We start from the raw sequence: 17,469 nt of genomic DNA on the forward strand, positions 1-17,469 counted from the left end.
TGATCGAGCCCCGTCTGACATTCGCTTCAAACCAGTGTGTGATTATATTGCTGTTCAGTTAATTGTGATGGCGGCTTCCAATCCGATATCTGGAACAGGTCGGCGCTTGTCAGAGTTAAGATCGGGAATTAGTAGTCTGTTTTTGGAGAGGCGTCCGAGGCCTACGACACCTCGGACGGTTAAGATATCAAAGACCCGATATCCAGTAGATCGCAATGCTGCTCCTCTTAAGTGAACAGCATTGCCGGTAGATGCCGGGGCTTTTTTGTATTAAGTGGTTTCTCTTAGAATGACCCGAGTTTCCAGTGTCGATTTGTCCTGCAGATTTCCGTCGATTAAACGCTGGGCGGCAATGTGGCCTTTTTCCAGGCAATGCTGGTATACCGTCGTCACCGAGGGATGATAGGTCTCGGCCTCAGTAATACCGTCAAAACCCGCAATACGAATATCCTCCGGGATTTTCAGTCCCGCTCGCAAGGCCACTCTGACGGCTGTCAGGGCGATCAGGTCACTCATGCAGAGCAATAATTTCGGACGGGGATGATAAGCCAGAACTTCTTTCACGGCCATTTCGGCATATTGAGGAAAGTTGAATGGAATGGTCCAAATACGATCTACCGGTATCTCTCGATCAAGATCTCTGGCGGCCTGGATATACCCTTGTAAGCGACGCCGACTGATGGATTCGGATTCACTCAGCAGCTCCTCAGGTGTTATACGGCAGACTCGATCAGTCTCTATCAGACGTAAACCCAGAACCGCTATGTCTGTATCCTGTCCAATAATAGAGCGGGTCAGCTGGTATGCTCCTTCGTAGTTGTCGACGTTAACCGATCCATAGGGTTCGTGGTCGAAATCCACGGTGATAATTGGCTTGTCCAGAGCTGCTATCCGATTGAAAATTTCAGGGTCCCGCGGCGCGCCATAGAAAATGAAACCGTCTGCAAACCCTTCCATATTGGTTTGAGGACTATCGGCATCGTTGCCGGGAATCAGTAGCAGATTCAGGCTGTTTTTCGCCAGAATGTCGGCAACACCTTCCAGAAACAAATTAGCAACAGGGTCGGAAAAGCTGTAGCTGAGAGAATCACTCAACACCACACAGATGTTGCCGGTTTTTCCTTTGCGGAGCATGCTGGCCGCAGCATTGGGGCCATGGTATCCGAGCCGTTTGCACTCACTGAGAATATGCTCTCTCAGGTTGGCCGATAATTGATGGGGCTGATTGAAGGCGTTGGATATAGTGGCAGGGGAGACTCCCAGTATCCTGGCAATTTCCTTTTGGCTGATTTTTCGGTTTCTAGGCTTAGTCATGTGCCGGTACTTGGTTTGAAATTATTATCATTGATAATACAGATTCAGGTGAGTGACCGGTGTGAATGGTCATTTGCTGGCGCTAAAGATACTGTATGTGTCTCCGGTTTTACAGCTGGATGACAAACCGTAGACTCAGAAAGTTGTTGAAACACTCTGCATAATTCCATGTATTGCCTCCAGCCTCGCCAGAGAAGTGTGAGGTGTTGCGGGGCATGATCACCATAAAAGGGGCGAGATATCCGGAGATTGATATCCCGCCAAGGCTTTTATCCAGGAAGAGCGTTATTGATTAAGGTTCGGGATCAGAACCAGATTTCCATTTGTGCACCAAACAGCCAGGTGCCGCCATCATAGGGCGTGTTGGCGAAGGTGTCTTCTTCCAGAGTATCGCCAAACCCGTTGAGATCGTCGTCCCAGTCGATGTAGCTTGCGGTAAAGCGAATTTCCGGACGGTTAAAGAATCCTCCGTCAGTATTCAGCTTAAAAGTGGGTGCGATGGTAACTTTGTAGAAGCCTCCAGAAGCCTCTTCAGAGCCTTCTTTTAAATCCATGTACTGATAAGTGGACTCATAGACCATCTCAAAGTTCTGGGTCAGTTCATTGGCCAGGCGCACGTTGAATGATGCCCAGGTTGCCTCATCTCCTTTGGCGTATCGATCGTCGCTGTTTTCTACGAACAGAGCGGGGGCAATTCGCCAGTCCTGGCTTAAATCTGTCACCATGTAGGCAAAGGCTCTGACGGTGCTGGCATCTTCCGTAACATCACCTTTGGCGCCGATGGCTTTGGGTTCGCCACCCAAACCGCTTCCATAGATCACACCGGCTTTCGCGAATCCGCTGTCGAGATCCATGTGGTAGGCCAGTAGGGTATGAATTCCTTGGGTTGCCAGATCACTGCCGGTTTCATCATGATCCGGCGAAGTCATGGCGCTGAACATGAATTGCCAGTGATCACCGAAGTAATTGTTGACGTTCAGAATGTAGTTTTCGATATCTGTATTGGTGGACTCGACATCATCAAAGTCACGCCCATACAAAGAAATATTGGTCGTCCAGCTGTCAGTCGGTTTCACATCATAGATACCGGCGCCGGTGCCTGACAGGAAAATAATATCGGAATCAAAAAAGTGGATGTCGTAGTTATTTCTGTCAAACCGCTTTCCGGCCCACAGAGTGGCGTCCCGGAATGCGCCACTGAAGCTGCTCAGGTTTGATAGTTCAGCATAAACCTGGCGAACGTTGATACTGCTGTCATCAGCGGTCCACTCGTTTTTGGTTTCCACGCCATCAGCAACCATGACTGTATAGCGAGCTTTGCTACCGTCATCATGGGTAATGTTCTTGGAGAGGATAATTTCAACATAAGTGTCATCCTCCAGACCAAGACGGCCAACTGGGCCATTGTAGCGGCCGGCGGGGGTCATATAGGGGCCGGTGCCGACAGCGCCATGTTGTTTTTCATCAAATAGCAGTCCAGAGCGGGCATAGCCGTGGAATTCGAAGGAGTCCGCAGTTGATTTGGCTTCGGAGGACTGCTGTTCTGCTTTTTCCAGACGTTCTTCAAGCTCAGAAATCTGTGCTTTGATATCTTTGAGTTCGTCTGCGGAGGCTTGGTAAGCCATGGATGAAATGAGAGGGATACTCAGCGCTAGTAGAGTTTTTTTCATCATCGTACCTATTAGATTTATTGTGTGGTTCTTTATTTGGACGTTGTGCGTCCCCGCGGGGAAGACGTGATGAAATTTAACTAAAACGATTTAGTTAAATCAATAGTTCTTTTGGGGTATTGTCGTGAATGGCTGAAGGGAGAGCCGTGCTTGCTTGCCTTTAAGTTTTATAATCTATTGATAATTAATGAAATAAATTTATTGATTGTTTGGTGATCTGAAGATCTTAAATGATTTAGTTATATGCTAAATATTTAGAAAATAAGATCTTGATATTCAGGCTGAATAGATGGGATTTCGACATTTTTCTGAACGGGTATGATGAAGTGCCTATGTTTAATCAGCTTAAATATCGGAGTTGGCGATAGCAGTATGAAATATGAAATCAGATCAATGAATATTGGGGATTACTCCGCCGTGATAGCTCTTTGGAATGAATCGGAGGGATTGACCCTGCGGGATTCTGATTCGAAAGACGCTATTGCTCGTTATTTGGCGCGCAACCCGGGATTGAGTTTCGTAGCTCTATTTGAGGAGAGTATTGTTGGAGGTGTCCTAGTGGGAACAGATGGGCGGCGTGGATACCTACAGCATCTGGCCGTAGCCTCTCATTATCGTGGGCTGGGTGTGGGTCGGCAACTGGTGGCAGCGGCACTAGAGGGACTGAAAGCGCAGGGGATTGAAAAGACACACTTGTTTGTTCATGCGGTCAATAAGGAGGCTCAGAAGTTCTATGAGGGGCTGGGGTGGATTGCCAGGGATGAAATTCGTATGTTTTCCTTTAACGTGGGAAGTAACGAAAATATATAGAGGTGATTCACGTGTCGACGAATACGATTGCCATCAACCAGCAACGGCATCAACTAAATCCGGACGACCAAGTGTGGCTTTTCGGGTACGGCTCACTGATTTACAAGGCGGATTTTACCTATCTGGAAAGACGCTCCGCCAGTATCGAGGGATGGACGCGCAGATTCTGGCAGGGCTCCCATGACCACCGTGGGACGCCAGACGCACCCGGTCGGGTCGCGACTTTGATTGAAGAGGCTGGAGCTGTGTGTGGTGGTATGGCCTACCTGATTTCTGCTGATGTATTCGAGCACTTGGATTATCGCGAAAAAAATGGCTATCTTCGGCTACAAACCCGGATAACTTTTAACAATGATGAAAGTACTGATGGCCTGGTATATATCGCAACCGAGGATAATGGGGCCTTTCTGGGGCCGGCCTCGACTGAGGATATTGCCCGACAGATTGCTCAGTCACACGGGCCCAGCGGATCCAATATGGATTACCTGCTGCATCTGGCCGAATCGTTGAGAGAGTTGCAGATTGAGGATTCACATGTATTTGCCATTGAAGATCAGTTGATGAGGATGGAGCCGATATTGGGACATTCCTGAAAAACATCAACCTACTTTGAAATCTCCTGCTATCCTTGCACTTAAATTCTTGAAAACGCAGCCGCAGGCGCTTATTGATTGCGGTTGAATATTCTCGATAAATTGGAAAGCGACAATAAGTAAACCGCACCATGTCAGCACTCAGAAAGTTTTGGACATTCGGACTTTTGTGATAGTTTGGCGTTTTATTCTCCGGGTGGTTACAATAGCCCGACAAAATTTTCTCTATTTCTCAGAAGTTTAAGCAGGATGCTGGATACCGCAGTTGCCATTGAAACGCCGGAAGGCATTGACTTTGATCTTGTTCCCAGTGGTCCGGTAGCCCGAATTCTGGCTTACCTGGCGGATCTGCTGATTCGCGGGGTGGTGATGATCGCGCTAAGCTTTTTCCTGGGCCTGTTGGGTGGTCTGGGAAGCGGACTGATCCTCGTATGCTATTTTTTCCTCGAGTGGCTGTATCCGGTGGTTTTTGAAGTCACCAAAGGTGCGACACCAGGGAAAAAATGGTTGAACCTGAAGGTGGTTCACGATGACGGAACACCGGTTACACTCTCTTCTTCTCTATTAAGAAACCTCTTAAGAACCGCGGACTTTCTGCCGTTCTTCTATGCCACTGGTTTGATCTCCATGTTATGTAACGGGCAGTTTAAACGGCTCGGGGACATTGCTGCGGGTACGCTGGTAGTTCAACTGACACCTCCGCAGGCGCTTCCCAGTCAGGAATTGCCCGCACCAATGCTGCCACCGGTAGCATTGACACAGTCGGAGCAGGCTGCGGTTATCCAGTTTACGCTCAGGCAGGAAGTCCTATCCAAGCCACGTCAGGCCGAACTGGTCAGTATTCTTGAGCCTCTTATGGACAAGCTGCCGGAGAATGCCTATGCGGGTGATTCAGGGGAGTCTGTGGACGAAAAAAGGGTGAAGCAGTTACGACAGATCGGGGCCTATCTTCTGGGCAAAACCGGACAAGGGCAAACTGAACAGGATAGTAGTGTCAGGGCTCATGTGGATAAGAGGCTATAATGAAGCAGGCGTTATTTGAGCAGATGAATCAGCCGTTCTGGCAGGAGTACGCAGAATTGGTGGGTCTGCTGGAGAAGAAACAGACCTGCGATTTCAGGCAGTTTGTTCCGGCCTACCGGCGTCTGTGCCAGCATATTGCCATTGCCCGGCATCGAGGTTATTCGCCACATCTGGTCGAGTATTTAAACCAGCTGAACTGGCGTGGGCACCAATTGCTGTATAAGCGACCCAGTATGACCTGGATTGGTCTGATGGGATTCCTGCGGTTTGGATTTCCCCAGGCTGTAAGAGCTCATGCCAAAGTTATTTCGATCGCCAGTCTCCTCATGTATGGCCCGTCATTGGTGCTGATAGCACTGATACTCTGGCAGCCGGACTGGGTATATTCGCTGCTGGATTCCCATGAAGTGGCTCGGTTTGAAGCCATGTACGACCCTGATGCCGAACGGTTGGGAGAAGCGCGAGACGCTGAATCCAATGTCCATATGTTTGGTTTTTATATTCAGAACAATATCAGTGTGGCTTTCCGAACCTTTGCTACGGGTATTGCCTTTACTTTGGGAAGCCTCTTTTTCCTGGTATTCAATGGTGTCTATTTTGGAGCTGTTGCAGGGCATTTATCCCACATAGGTTATACCGAGCCTTTTTGGACTTTCGTGGTGGCTCATAGTGCTTTTGAGGTAACGGCCATTACCTTTGCCGGTGCGGCAGGAATAAAAATGGGGTTTGCCTTGCTGGCCCCAGGGTTGCAGACTCGAGCTCAAGCTTTGCAACGGGCTGCCAGGGATGTGGTCCCAATCCTGTATGGCACCATTCTCATGTTGGTGATTGCTGCCTTTATTGAAGCCTTCTGGTCATCTAATCACAGTATCTCTGCAGCCATAAAATATTCTGTAGGGGGAGGGATGTGGCTGCTGGTGTTGTTGTATTTCCTGCGGGTAGGGAGATGGCGTGAATCCATCTAATATCGTATTTCGTCTGCGTGCCCGCAGCGCCCACGAAGCTGTCGATCTTGGGTTCAAGTTTGCCCGCCGTTGGTGGCTGCTTCTTATCAAGCTGTGGATATGTGTCACCCTCCCACCATTTTTGATTGGGTTAATGGTTTTTGACAATGCCAGCTATGCAATCACCATACTGTGGTGGTGGCTTCCGCTGTGGGAAAGACCGCAATTGTTTGTCCTAAGCCGGGCTGTTTTTGGAGAAACACCAAGTCTTAAACAGGCTCTCAGGGCAACGCCCGGATTGCTTTGGCGTCAGAGTTTCGCCAGTTTGACCTGGCGCCGATTGAGTCCAAGTCGTTCCTTTGATCTTCCCGTACTGCAACTGGAAGGGTTAAAGGGCCGAAGCAGAAGTCAGCGACTTTCGGTATTACATCGGGATCAGGCTGGTTCCGTTGCTTTCTGGCTGACGATTGTGGGGGCTCATGTGGTCGCTCTATTCATGGCGGGTTTGGTCGGGCTCCTTTATATGCTTTTGCCGGACAACTTCACCATAAGCTGGAAAACACTGATGGACGCCGATCTGTTATGGGCAATGACGGGATATGTTGCCATGGCACTGATAGGACCTTTTTATGTGGCCGGTGGCTTCGGGCTGTATTTGAACAGAAGGGTTGTCCTGGAAGGGTGGGACCTGGAGCTGGCATTCCGTCAGTTGGCTGCTAAATGTCATCCAGAGCAGGATTCTGCGACTGGTCACAAGCGGAAAACTTCAGGTGTCGTGAATGTTTTGCTTGCTGTATCCCTTGCAATGGGAATTTTCACTGGTGTCACCCCTGATTCCGCCTGGGCTGAAGCTGGCGAGGACAATATTGTTGAAAATGACTCACCCTATACTCCAGACCAGGCCAAGGAGGATATCCAAGAGATTCTGGCTGGGCCTGACTTTCGGCGTACCAAAGTTTCCCAGGTTCCCAGGTTCTGGCGGGATTGGTTAGAGAGCGATTCAGAAGAGACCCAAGAAGACATCACGCCTCCTGACTGGCTGTTATGGCTGGGAGTGAATCTTGCGAAGGTGTTTCAGGCACTGGCCTGGTTGATCATTATATTCGCCGTGATTTATGTGATATATCGAAATCGCGATGCGTTACTGGCAGCTATTGGGCATTCCGGTACCTTTAAGTCCAGGCCTGCGCCAGCCCGTGTCATGAACATGGATATCCGGGAAAGTTCGCTACCGGACTCCATCCTGGATGCTGTAGAGGCACTGTGGCAAAAAGGAAGCCAGAGAGAAGCTCTGGCCTTGCTGTACAGGGCAACAATTTCCCGACTGGTGAACCGGTTCTCCCTGAGATTTCCCCCTGGTGCCACTGAAGGTGACTGCCTTCGGTCTGTCCGTCATTTAAATCAGGAGGATATTTTCAGCTATTTCTCCAGACTCACCAGGAGCTGGCAGGCCCTTGCCTATGCTCACCGGGTACCTTCAGAAGAAGAGTTTCAGGCCCTGTGCCAGCACTGGGGTGGGTTGTTTGAAGTCGCAGGACAGCAGCAATCAGGAGGGCAGCATGCGCCGTAACCTGATCATTGCCCTGTTGGTGACGCTCCTCCTGGGGCTGATTTATTTCGGTTACCAGGAGATCGAGTGGGTTGAACATGAAAGCGATCTGGGGCCGACGCCGGAGGCAAGGCAGGACCCTTACTATGCTGCCAAACTGTATCTGGAAAAGTTGGGTATTACCCAGGACAGCAAGCTGCACCTGAGAGACTTCGACGACTCGGATTGGGCGGCCCGTCGACCGGTTGATGACACGATCGTTCTGGTTGATACCTATGGATCATTGTCTGAAGAGCGGGCGAATGTATTGTTGGATTGGGTTTCCCGGGGGGGGCATGTGATTGCCTCTGCCAACAACCCATTTCTTGATGATGCCAGTGGTGTGATTGATCCGTTGTTTGATTACTTCGGTGTTGAGGTTGAGCGCCGTGATGACAGTGAACTCCAGGAAGAAGTCTGGGATACGCTTGGCAGCATCGGACAGTTTTCGGGATGGTCGGAAAGCGATTTGTGCAAGATTCTTCCGGAACAGGCAAATTTCTATTTTGAGGATGACGAGGACAACGATGTCCGGGTTCACTTCATGACGGCCGATGTCCTTTATGCTGACCCTGAGCTCGCGTATTCCATGATCGGTGCGGAAAGCGCCGATGGGTCTCTGATGATACAGTTTGAGCATGGCGATGGGCTGGTCACCTTTATGGTCAGCCTTGCCATGTGGAAAAACTGGGCGATCGGTTGTCTGGAACATGCCTACGTATATTGGCAACTGGTACCTGGTGGGGGGCCGGTAACGTTCTATCGCAACCAGGATTTTCCCGGACTGGGTAGCATCATCTGGAAGTACTTTCACTTAAGCCTCTTGTTGGCGCTGTTACTGCTCGGCGGCTGGTTATGGATGCGGGGCAGCAGATTTGGTCCGGTGCGCGAATACCAGGCCAGTCAGCCACGACAGATACTCGAACATATTGATGCCAGTGCCCGTTTCCTTTGGCGAATGGATAAAGGGGAAACTCTGCTCCAAAACAGCCGGGAAATGGTGTTATCGATTCTTCGCCACCGTTACCCGGAGTATCTCAGGATGGACGCGGCAGACTGTTGTCTGCAACTGGCTAAAGTTCTGCATTTGAAGCCAGAAGAAATTGACCTGGCGTTATGGCGTGATGTTCAGGGCAATGCCCCTGAATTTGTCCATGCCGTACGCCTGCTGCAAATAATGAAGGAAAAACTATGACCGGTTCCCCCTCAGAAATTACATTATCCGAAGCTTCTTCCCAATTAGCTCGACTGCGGGATGCCCTGAATACTGTTTTGATTGGACAACAGGCAGTGGTTGAGCAAACGCTTATTGCTCTGCTGTCCGGTGGCCATGTGTTGGTTGAAGGGGTTCCCGGGCTTGGTAAAACTCTATTGGTCAGGGCATTGGCCAAAACGTTTCGAGGCAAATTCAGTCGGGTACAGTTTACGCCGGATCTGATGCCTAGTGATGTGACCGGTCATTCCATGTTTCATATGGAAAGCCAGACTTTTAAAGTGCGTCGTGGTCCTGCTTTCACCAATCTGATGTTGGCTGACGAGATTAATCGGGCGCCAGCCAAGACGCAGGCGGCCCTGTTGGAGGTCATGCAAGAGAAGCAAGTGACGATTGACGGTAATTCCTTCCCGGTACCTTCTCCTTTCATGGTACTGGCGACTCAGAACCCGATTGAACAGGAAGGCACTTACCCACTACCTGAGGCGGAGCTGGATCGTTTTATCATGAAGGTATTGATTGATTTCCCTCAATTGGACGATGAAACCCTGCTGGTGCAACAGGTCACTGACCCTTCGCTCGCTAAAAAAGATTATCTAGATCAGGTGGAAGCGATGTTCGATCCGGAAACGGTAAAGGCATGGCAGCAGTTATGCTGGGGTATTCTGGCCGATCGTGAAGTCTTGGATTATGCGGTCAGAGTCTGTCGTGCTACGAGAGAGTGGCCGGGTATTGCGCGGGGAGCGGGACCTAGGGGAAGTATTAACCTGATTACAAGTGCCCGTGCCCGTGCCCTGATGGAAGGGCGAGACTTTGTCGTGCCGGATGATATTAAGAGCCTTGCTGTACCTGTTCTGCGGCATCGGATTCTCTTATCTGCTGAGCGCGAAATTGAAGGAGTCACCGCCGATCAGGTATTGCGGGAAGTGCTGGAGCAGACGCCGGCACCCCGTCAGTAGCAGGTGAATTTGTGACCCAGCGATTTCAACCTTCATCCCGCCTGCTGAAAGTACTTGGCCTTCTGGTAGTCGCGGCCATTCTCTGGCAGAGCTGGCTGGTCTGGCAGAAAGTATCTGATCCTGAAGCCTATTCTGGTTTCTCAGACGGTACAATCAGTCTGTTGCTGGCGATGGGAGCTGTCTTGGTGCTGACTCTCATTGCTGACCTGTTGCTTTCCTGGCGACTTACCAGACTTTCGGCTTCCCGTCGATTGACTCATAACTTGTCACTGGAACGTTGGATCACTGTCGGGCTGAAGCTTTCCTCCAGTCACACCAGACCTATACGGATCAGGGTCTTTGACATGATTCCCGAGAATTGTGAATATCGTCAATTGCCGGCAGTGTTGGATTTGCATCCTGGCCAGGCCTCTGAGCTGAGTTATGATCTCAAGCCTCGTCGTCGGGGTCCGTTAACCATCACCAACTATTCCGTACAGGTATCATCCCTGCTTGGACTATGGGACCTGAGCGCTCAACCGGAACTGGTTTCAGAAGCAAAAGTCTATCCGGATTTTGCCTCCTTGTCGGGATTGCAATTGCTGGCTATCGATCACCAGACCAGCCAGCTTGGAATAAAACGGAAACCACGTCGCGGCTCTGGATTGGATTTCCACCAACTGCGGGAATATCGCCAGGGAGATTCGTTGCGTCAGATCGACTGGAAGGCCACTTCCCGACGTCATCGCCTGATTTCCAGAGAGTATCAGGACGAGCGTGACCAGCAGGTGATTCTAATGCTGGACGGTGGTCGCCGGATGTTGACCCAGGAAGGATATACGACCCATTTCGATCATTGCCTTAATTGCCTGTTGATGCTTTCTCATGTGGCTCTGCGACAAGGGGATGCAGTGTCAATGATGAGCTTTGGTTCAGAGCTCAGACATATTGCTCCGGTAAAGGGAGCCGTTAATATCAATCGTATACTAAATCAGTTTTACGATCTGTATCCGGATAAATCAGCCCCTGACTATCTGCAGGCCGCCCAGGAACTCATGTTACGACACCGAAAACGATCGTTGGTCGTGCTCACTACAAATCTGCGTGAGGAAGACACAGACGATCTCATTGCCGCATGTCGATTGTTGAGAAAGCGCCACTTGGTACTGTTGGCCAATCTTCGGGAAGGGGCACTTGATCGGGCTTTGGATGAACCAATTGAACACCTGGACGGTGCCTTGAGGTTTGCCGGAGTGGTGGATTACCTGGGGGAACGGGAAAGGCTTCAGAAGTTGCTCCGGGCCGAAGGATTATTCCTGATCGACAGCACTCCCGATCATTCAACCCCTGAAGTGATCAACAGTTATTATGCCATTAAGGGAGCCGGTTACTTGTAACCGGTAGTCAGATAGCACGGCACGTGAAGATCAAGGTGGTTTTCTGTATGACCATTATTGGAAATGCCATGCCGGGAAAAATTGTCCTTATCCCCCGTCACGATCGACTATAGTTATTATCTGAACCTGTCTTTTTCATGGGTTGGATATGTCGTCTGTCACAACTATCAGCAAAAGGCCTGCGGCTGTCTGAAGAGGGTCTAAACTTGAGTGTGTGTCCGTTTTTGATTTCAATTTTTTACCGCCATTAAAAGGAGACTATGAGTGAGTACTGACAATCTTTACCAAGCCCCTGCTTCGGAAGTTGCAGAACCACCCACCAGTGGAGAACTGACTGAACCTCAAAAGCGCCCTGTCAGCGATGGCTGGCGCTGGATTGCAGATGGCTTTGGGTTATTTAAAACCGGTATCGGCGTATGGATCGGGATGATCATCGTGTACAGCATCCTGATAATGATAGTCGCCATTATTCCCCTCGTTAATTTTTTTACCGCACTCATCGTGCCTATTTTCATGGGCGGGTTTATGGTGGCTGCGCGAAACTCGGATATTTCCGGAGGCCCGTCATTTGGTGATCTGTTTGCAGGATTCAAAGAGCAGACGGGGAATCTGGTGTTGCTGGGACTGATTCAACTCGGAATGTATGTCGTGCTGATGATTATCAGTTTTGCCTTAATGTTCATTGTTGGTGGAAGTGAAATGGCGTCGACCATGGACAGCATGGGAGATCCGACTCGAGCCCCTGCAATGGGAATTGGTATGGCCCTGGTATTCCTGGTAATGCTCGCTATATTTATTCCACTAATGATGGCCATTTGGTTTTCACCTGCATTGGTCATATTAAATGGTCTGGGACCTTGGACGGCCTTCACTACGAGTTTTAAGGGATGCCTGAAGAATATTCTTCCCTTCCTTTGGTACGGTATCATTGCGTTTATTCTCTGTATAATCGCGTCGATTCCAATATTTCTTGGTTTCTTGGTATTAGGTCCTGTACTGACGGCTTCAATGTATACCGGATATAAAGCGATCTTTTTGGAACATTGACGGGCAGTTAAGATTCATGAGCGCCCGCTTTAAAACGGGCGCTTTTGCTCCAAACGCTTATTAAATACTCTTCTCCGTCAACTGGCAGGCACTTCCAACCGTTTAAGATCTGTGTCTCTCAGGCCGATCAAGACAGAGTGCCCGTCATCGTTTACCTTTAACTCTCCATATTTGGCGCTTCTGAATACAGGCTCAGAGCCTTCCTCAAAGTAATAAGCATTGGTGGCAATTTTTACCCCGCCTCCTCTGACTCGAAAGAGCAGGAGATACTCTTCAGGTTCCAGATCAGGAATGTGAACGGAAGTTCGCTTGAATTCAGCGACATTGTTTTGGTCCAAAGTCACTATCACATAACCGTCCAGGCTTTCTCTGGTATCGAGCTTTCTGGAGATCTCCTGGGCCAGACGATAACGCAGACTCATATAGTCTCCCTGTATCAATGAGCGGGGATCTCTTGGGGCCAGTTCCAGCAGTATGGTAGTGCCGGATGCCAGGAGATTTTCTTTCTGAAAGGTCAGAAAATTGACCACGCCAAGACACACTATCAAAGTGGCCCATAGCACTTTTTTTCGTGTCATCATTCTTTTTCCTGCCATCATTATTACTCTCCAGGCAACGCATTGGCGGAGGACTTCTGGAGTGTCCACCGAACCAAAAGAACAAGGACACCGGCAGATGTCAGAATCGCGGACTTCATTAACAAACTGGTTTCAATACCATAAAAAAAAGTCAGCAGAAAAAGTGACAGGAATCCAATCCCCATTCCTTGCTGAAACCGATGACTGTTGAGGCTGCCGATAAGGATGACCGTGAGTGAAAGCATAATTCCGGGAGCATTTAAGGTTGTCAATGCCAGTAATACCGTACCGGCAATAAGGATTAAAATGGAATTGCGCGTCAGGTTGCCGGGTATTAATGGCAAATATTTCCACTGCACCAGACAGAGGGTGATCAATGCACCAAGCGTGGTAATCCAGGGCGTCGGGTAGAAGACAAAATCGCCTTGCAGCTCTGGCAGTACGTAGATCGTCGAAAGTAAAGTCCACCCCATGGCGGAAATAGCCAGCCCGGCAGTGAGAGAGGGAATCAATGGCGCTATCGCACGGTTGTTCCATTGTGTCTCGCGGAGGCTTATGAATGCAAAAGCGCCCAGGAGGAGTGGGCTGATAAATGGAATCATCGCTTGTGCTTCCCACTTATACAGCAAAGGTGCCAGAGCGCTGTTGATAAACAGGATGGAAAGGAAGCGATGAATACGGTCAGGAAACCCAACGATCAGAATCAGGTTCAAAGCGATCAGCGCGAGCAGGCTGCTCTCGATATCGTCCCAGGGAGAGGTTTCTGCAATTGCATAGCCAATGAGCAATTGTCCCGCCAGGCTCATGGCCAACGCCATGTGCCGCAGAAAATCAACCCGCGTCACATGACAGGTGCCAATGGCTGCTGCGAGGAATAGTACCCCCAACACCCAATAAAGACTTTCGGTAAGGCTGATACTGATACCAATAATGAAAGCCATGAAGAGCCAACTGGATAGCCAGGCGCCAATTCCGATCAAAGCCCTGATGTACCAGGGTTGAAGGGTGTCAGCTTCAAAAACCTCAACTAACTTGCGCTCCTGTTCAGTGGACAAATCCTGATGCAGTCCCTGGCTGGAAAGTTGTCTGAACAAATCCTGCATTGTTCGTGGAGTCGTATTCATATTTTTTGCTCCTGTCTTCGGCTCACTTTATGTAGCCAAATCGCTGCCAGAGACGTTTCGATAATGACAAATAGTGAGAGAAACAGAGCAAAATCCACATCAGCCGGGCCGAGCCTCGCAACTGCCGATGTCAAAAGAATAATCAATGCCAGAGCGCATTCAGAAAGAATAAGAAGATCAATCACCTTAAATTGGTAATAAAACAGAATGCTCGCTAATGCCGTTGCAAACAGTAACAGGACAAATGCCTCATGGGGATTGGGGCGGTGAAACTCCAGGTTTCCGAAGATAATCAAAAGCCCAGAGGCGGTAATGACCGTTAGTATGCCGGTAGCAGTGATTCGTGGCAGCCATCGTACCTTCATCCACTGGCGTCGCTGTTGGGAGTCCGTTTGTACCAGATACTCCCAGACCGCCATAAACGCGCCATTTAAAAGCGTCAGAGTGATGGCCAGATAAAGATCAGTAACACAAAAAACCAACCAGGTCAGGGGACCGAGCAGTCTGGCGAAGTCATTAAATGGAGGTCGGAAAATTTCTGTCCAGAATAGAATCGTGCTGAGGTTGACCAATACTGCCAACAGCATCCAGAGAGCTGGCTGCCTTCCAATGAGCACCCAGGGAAGAATCAGAATCGACCATCCCAGAAACAAGCCATACGGGTCTGCTCCGGTTTGATAGGTTTGACCGAATACCGCCAGAAATGTACCCACTAGAAAGGCGCTGGCGAATAGAGCCGCTCTACCCGCAAGTGAATCTATTCCCCGATGCCAGGCGACGGTAATACCGCCAATAATGCCGGCTTCAATCAATGTGAACTTGGCAAAGCGGTGCAAATCCGCCCAATTAAAAGCGAAGAAGCTGGTAATTCCCGCCAGAATTAATGCACAACCTATGACTAAGAGAAATCTGGAGCAGCTTAGTTGCCAGCGAGTCGCTTCCGGTTTCAAACCGGCTGCGATCAGGGCTGTTTCGGTCTCAATTGCCTCCCATCCCAGAGCTTTTGCCAGTTGAAGTACCCTCTCCCGTGTAATGGCGAAATTGGATAGAGGGGCCGATGGGGGCCTCGTTTGATTATCTGCAGTTTCCAATATTGGTCAGTCCTCGTAATAAATCAGGTAGTGACTGGCGTTCCCGGGCGCGCCGCTTCCGCATAAGAAGGGCGTTATTAGGAGGATAATCCATTACGCCTATTCATACACTATTAACCCGGATATCAGACTTCTATATTCTCAAGGCGGATGTTGAAAAAACAGATTGTGATAAAAAAGTGATACTTCTGTGATAATTTCTCGGAGTAAATCTCATAGGCTCTTCAAAGCAGTATCAATTTAAATAAAAGCCTTTAAGGAGAGTCCGATGAAATTCGTGTCAATTGCTGCAACAGCCTTGTTGGTGGCTTCATCTGCTGTATCTGCTGGTGGTTATGGCCATACCCAAACCTATAAAGTCGTCGTTACCAATATCACCAAGGGGATCAGCTTTACACCGATTCTGGCAGCCACTCACAAGAGTTCTGTACAGTACTTTGAACTGGGAGAGCCTGCCAGCGAAGAATTGTCGTTACTGGCTGAGGGAGGGGATACTGGGCCGCTGAATGCTGTGCTGGATTCATTACCACATCAAGTCCATTCAACTGCGGTGACTTCCGGTTTGTTGGGGCCAGGTCAGAGTGTTGAGTTTGAAATTGAGTCCAGTCGTCGTTTTCGGTATCTGAGTTTTGCGGGTATGTTGCTTCCCACCAACGATTCATTTGTTGCTCTCAATTCTGTGCCGTTGCCATGGTTTCAGTCCAGCACCTATTTTGCCCGTGGCTATGATGCCGGGTCAGAGCCGGATGATGAACTCTGTGTCAATATCCCCGGTCCGACCTGTGGTGGTGAGGGAGCCTCGCCCGGTGTTGGCGGAGAGGGTTATGTCTATATCAGTCCGGGAATACATGGGGAGGGTGATCTGTCACCAGCCGCTTACGATTGGCGTGATGCTGTCGCAAAAGTGACGATCACCCGCACTCACTGAGTGCCATGGTATTCTGGCCACCCAGTCTCATAAACTGCCCTGATTACCAGGGCAATTTATCCCCGTTGGAGTGGCGGAAATCGCCGCTGTTGTCGAGCGTCATTTCGTCAATGCGCTGAATCAGACGCCCGGCAGAGACATCAGGAGTAATGTCTCCTGACAGTCCTGTCATTTCCGTTGCAACATAACCCGGATGTAGCAGTGCTACCACTACGCCTTTTGTACGCAGGTCGATGGCCATGGACTTGCCGATGGCATTGAGCCCGGCCTTTGATGTGCGGTAGCCGTAGTATCCGCCTGAAGTATTGTCTTCAACGGAGCCCATACGACTCGTGATTAAGGCAACCTTAGCGCCACTATGGAGATTGGGAAGCAAAGCGCTGGTGACTCGCAGAGGGCCAAGCGTGTTAATTTCAAATTGTTGCCTCATGTGATTCCAGTCTGGGTTCTCCAGTGATTCATGATGCAAAACCCCCGCATTGTTGACGAGAATATCTACAGATTGGTCCTCAAGCGCATGGCGGATACTGGCGATACAATCATCGTGGCCGACATCGACACCTTCAATTATTTTGACGTTCAGCTCCTTCAGTGCGGGGGAGGCTTGCCGGCATAATGCGGTGACCTGATCCCCTCTGGCAATAAACTGTCGGGCGAATTCAAGGCCTATTCCGCGGTTGGCGCCGGTAATAACAACGTGTGCCATAGTGTTCCTCCTTTAAGGTTCCAAATAATTAGGGTCTGTTGACGTTTCAGATGATGCTCATGTAGAACCTGAAAACAAGTCGATCGCTTAGGTAGAATGACTACATCGCGTTCTCTCAGGCTACACTCACTCTGACCAAACAGCTCTGCTTTGCAGAGAACAAATTGAGACTAGAGCATAGATGTCGTCTGAAGCGTCAACAGGCCCAGGGAAGAATAACTTTTTCTACGCCTGTTCTCACTAGTTAGGGAGGCTCTGAATAACTCCCCAAATCAGTCATAATACGGCCAACTTCACTCATCAGGAATACTATCCATGGATCAGATGACTTTCTCCGAAGCTGAATACCAGAATAAGAAGCGTAAGACCCGCCGGGAAATCTTTCTGGAGCGAATGGATAAGCTGATCCCATGGAAACGCATGGAAAAGAAGATCGCCCGCTATTACCCCAAGGGCGAGAACGGCCGCCCTCCGTATCCGTTATCCACCATGCTTCGTGTCCACT

General features: G+C 49.6%; 17 protein-coding genes and 1 pseudogene. 12 read left to right on the plus strand and 6 right to left on the minus strand.

What is annotated here, in order from left to right; genetic code table 11:
• Positions 1 to 235 (plus strand): annotated as a pseudogene (locus tag F566_RS36115) (IS4 family transposase); the annotation flags it as partial.
• A 35-nt stretch (positions 236 to 270) separates the two neighbouring features.
• On the opposite strand, the gene F566_RS0102180 reads toward F566_RS36115, so the two are convergent.
• Both F566_RS0102180 and F566_RS0102185 read right to left on the minus strand, forming a co-directional pair.
• Positions 271 to 1,314 (minus strand): LacI family DNA-binding transcriptional regulator, encoded by a 1,044-nt coding sequence (locus F566_RS0102180; RefSeq protein ID WP_020405338.1) that lies wholly within the window; start codon positions 1,312 to 1,314, stop codon positions 271 to 273.
• A gap of 305 nt (positions 1,315 to 1,619) precedes the next feature.
• On the minus strand, positions 1,620 to 2,987 hold the full coding sequence (locus F566_RS0102185; protein ID WP_033415677.1) for a carbohydrate porin: 1,368 nt from the start codon (positions 2,985 to 2,987) through the stop codon (positions 1,620 to 1,622).
• Positions 2,988 to 3,356: 369 nt separating this feature from the next.
• Between F566_RS0102185 and F566_RS0102190 the strand changes: the two genes are divergently transcribed.
• The 9 genes from F566_RS0102190 to F566_RS31645 all read left to right on the plus strand — a co-directional run bounded on the left by F566_RS0102190 (position 3,357) and on the right by F566_RS31645 (position 12,537).
• Positions 3,357 to 3,794 carry a GNAT family N-acetyltransferase gene (locus F566_RS0102190; protein ID WP_020405340.1) on the plus strand — a complete coding sequence of 146 codons (438 nt, stop codon included), beginning with the start codon at positions 3,357 to 3,359 and terminating at the stop codon, positions 3,792 to 3,794.
• Positions 3,795 to 3,805: 11 nt separating this feature from the next.
• A complete protein-coding gene (locus tag F566_RS0102195) occupies positions 3,806 to 4,387 on the plus strand; it encodes a gamma-glutamylcyclotransferase (RefSeq protein WP_020405341.1) in 582 nt (193 codons plus the stop codon).
• Between the two features lie 249 nt (positions 4,388 to 4,636).
• On the plus strand, positions 4,637 to 5,410 hold the full coding sequence (locus tag F566_RS31640) for an RDD family protein (protein ID WP_020405342.1): 774 nt from the start codon (positions 4,637 to 4,639) through the stop codon (positions 5,408 to 5,410).
• Positions 5,410 to 6,375, plus strand: coding sequence for a stage II sporulation protein M (locus F566_RS0102205; RefSeq protein ID WP_020405343.1), 966 nt, complete (start codon positions 5,410 to 5,412; stop codon positions 6,373 to 6,375). The genes F566_RS31640 and F566_RS0102205 overlap by 1 nt, the downstream gene beginning before the upstream one ends.
• On the plus strand, positions 6,362 to 7,924 hold the full coding sequence (locus F566_RS0102210; RefSeq protein ID WP_020405344.1) for a DUF4129 domain-containing protein: 1,563 nt from the start codon (positions 6,362 to 6,364) through the stop codon (positions 7,922 to 7,924). Before F566_RS0102205 ends, F566_RS0102210 begins: the two co-directional genes overlap by 14 nt.
• A complete protein-coding gene (locus tag F566_RS0102215) occupies positions 7,914 to 9,137 on the plus strand; it encodes a DUF4350 domain-containing protein (RefSeq protein WP_020405345.1) in 1,224 nt (407 codons plus the stop codon). The genes F566_RS0102210 and F566_RS0102215 overlap by 11 nt, the downstream gene beginning before the upstream one ends.
• Positions 9,134 to 10,114 carry an AAA family ATPase gene (locus F566_RS0102220; RefSeq protein ID WP_020405346.1) on the plus strand — a complete coding sequence of 327 codons (981 nt, stop codon included), beginning with the start codon at positions 9,134 to 9,136 and terminating at the stop codon, positions 10,112 to 10,114. The genes F566_RS0102215 and F566_RS0102220 overlap by 4 nt, the downstream gene beginning before the upstream one ends.
• Positions 10,115 to 10,125: 11 nt before the next feature.
• On the plus strand, positions 10,126 to 11,490 hold the full coding sequence (locus tag F566_RS0102225) for a DUF58 domain-containing protein (protein WP_020405347.1): 1,365 nt from the start codon (positions 10,126 to 10,128) through the stop codon (positions 11,488 to 11,490).
• A gap of 264 nt (positions 11,491 to 11,754) precedes the next feature.
• Positions 11,755 to 12,537 carry a BPSS1780 family membrane protein gene (locus F566_RS31645; protein ID WP_020405348.1) on the plus strand — a complete coding sequence of 261 codons (783 nt, stop codon included), beginning with the start codon at positions 11,755 to 11,757 and terminating at the stop codon, positions 12,535 to 12,537.
• A 77-nt stretch (positions 12,538 to 12,614) separates the two neighbouring features.
• On the opposite strand, the gene F566_RS0102235 is transcribed toward F566_RS31645, so the two are convergent.
• Genes F566_RS0102235 through F566_RS35125 form a run of 3 tightly spaced genes read right to left on the minus strand, consistent with a single transcriptional unit; the run spans position 12,615 to position 15,330 of the window.
• Positions 12,615 to 13,118, minus strand: coding sequence for a GDYXXLXY domain-containing protein (locus F566_RS0102235; RefSeq protein WP_157496578.1), 504 nt, complete (start codon positions 13,116 to 13,118; stop codon positions 12,615 to 12,617).
• Positions 13,119 to 13,138: 20 nt separating this feature from the next.
• Positions 13,139 to 14,239: a DUF4401 domain-containing protein gene (locus F566_RS0102240; RefSeq protein ID WP_020405350.1), complete on the minus strand. Its 1,101-nt coding sequence runs from the start codon at positions 14,237 to 14,239 to the stop codon at positions 13,139 to 13,141.
• On the minus strand, positions 14,236 to 15,330 hold the full coding sequence (locus F566_RS35125; RefSeq protein ID WP_020405351.1) for a DUF2157 domain-containing protein: 1,095 nt from the start codon (positions 15,328 to 15,330) through the stop codon (positions 14,236 to 14,238). Before F566_RS35125 ends, F566_RS0102240 begins: the two co-directional genes overlap by 4 nt.
• A 268-nt stretch (positions 15,331 to 15,598) precedes the next feature.
• Between F566_RS35125 and F566_RS0102250 the strand changes: the two genes are divergently transcribed.
• Positions 15,599 to 16,258: a spondin domain-containing protein gene (locus tag F566_RS0102250; RefSeq protein WP_020405352.1), complete on the plus strand. Its 660-nt coding sequence runs from the start codon at positions 15,599 to 15,601 to the stop codon at positions 16,256 to 16,258.
• A gap of 43 nt (positions 16,259 to 16,301) precedes the next feature.
• Here F566_RS0102250 and F566_RS0102255 read toward each other — a convergent pair whose 3' ends face one another.
• A complete protein-coding gene (locus F566_RS0102255) occupies positions 16,302 to 16,964 on the minus strand; it encodes an SDR family oxidoreductase (RefSeq protein ID WP_020405353.1) in 663 nt (220 codons plus the stop codon).
• Between the two features lie 315 nt (positions 16,965 to 17,279).
• On the opposite strand from F566_RS0102255, the gene F566_RS0102260 reads away from it, so the two are divergent.
• A partial coding sequence (locus F566_RS0102260; protein ID WP_020405354.1) for a transposase occupies positions 17,280 to 17,469 on the plus strand: 190 nt, incomplete at its 3' end.

Origin of the sequence: Hahella ganghwensis DSM 17046 (genome assembly GCF_000376785.1) — a bacterium.
In the GTDB taxonomy this organism is placed as follows: Bacteria; Pseudomonadota; Gammaproteobacteria; order Pseudomonadales; family Oleiphilaceae; genus Hahella; species Hahella ganghwensis.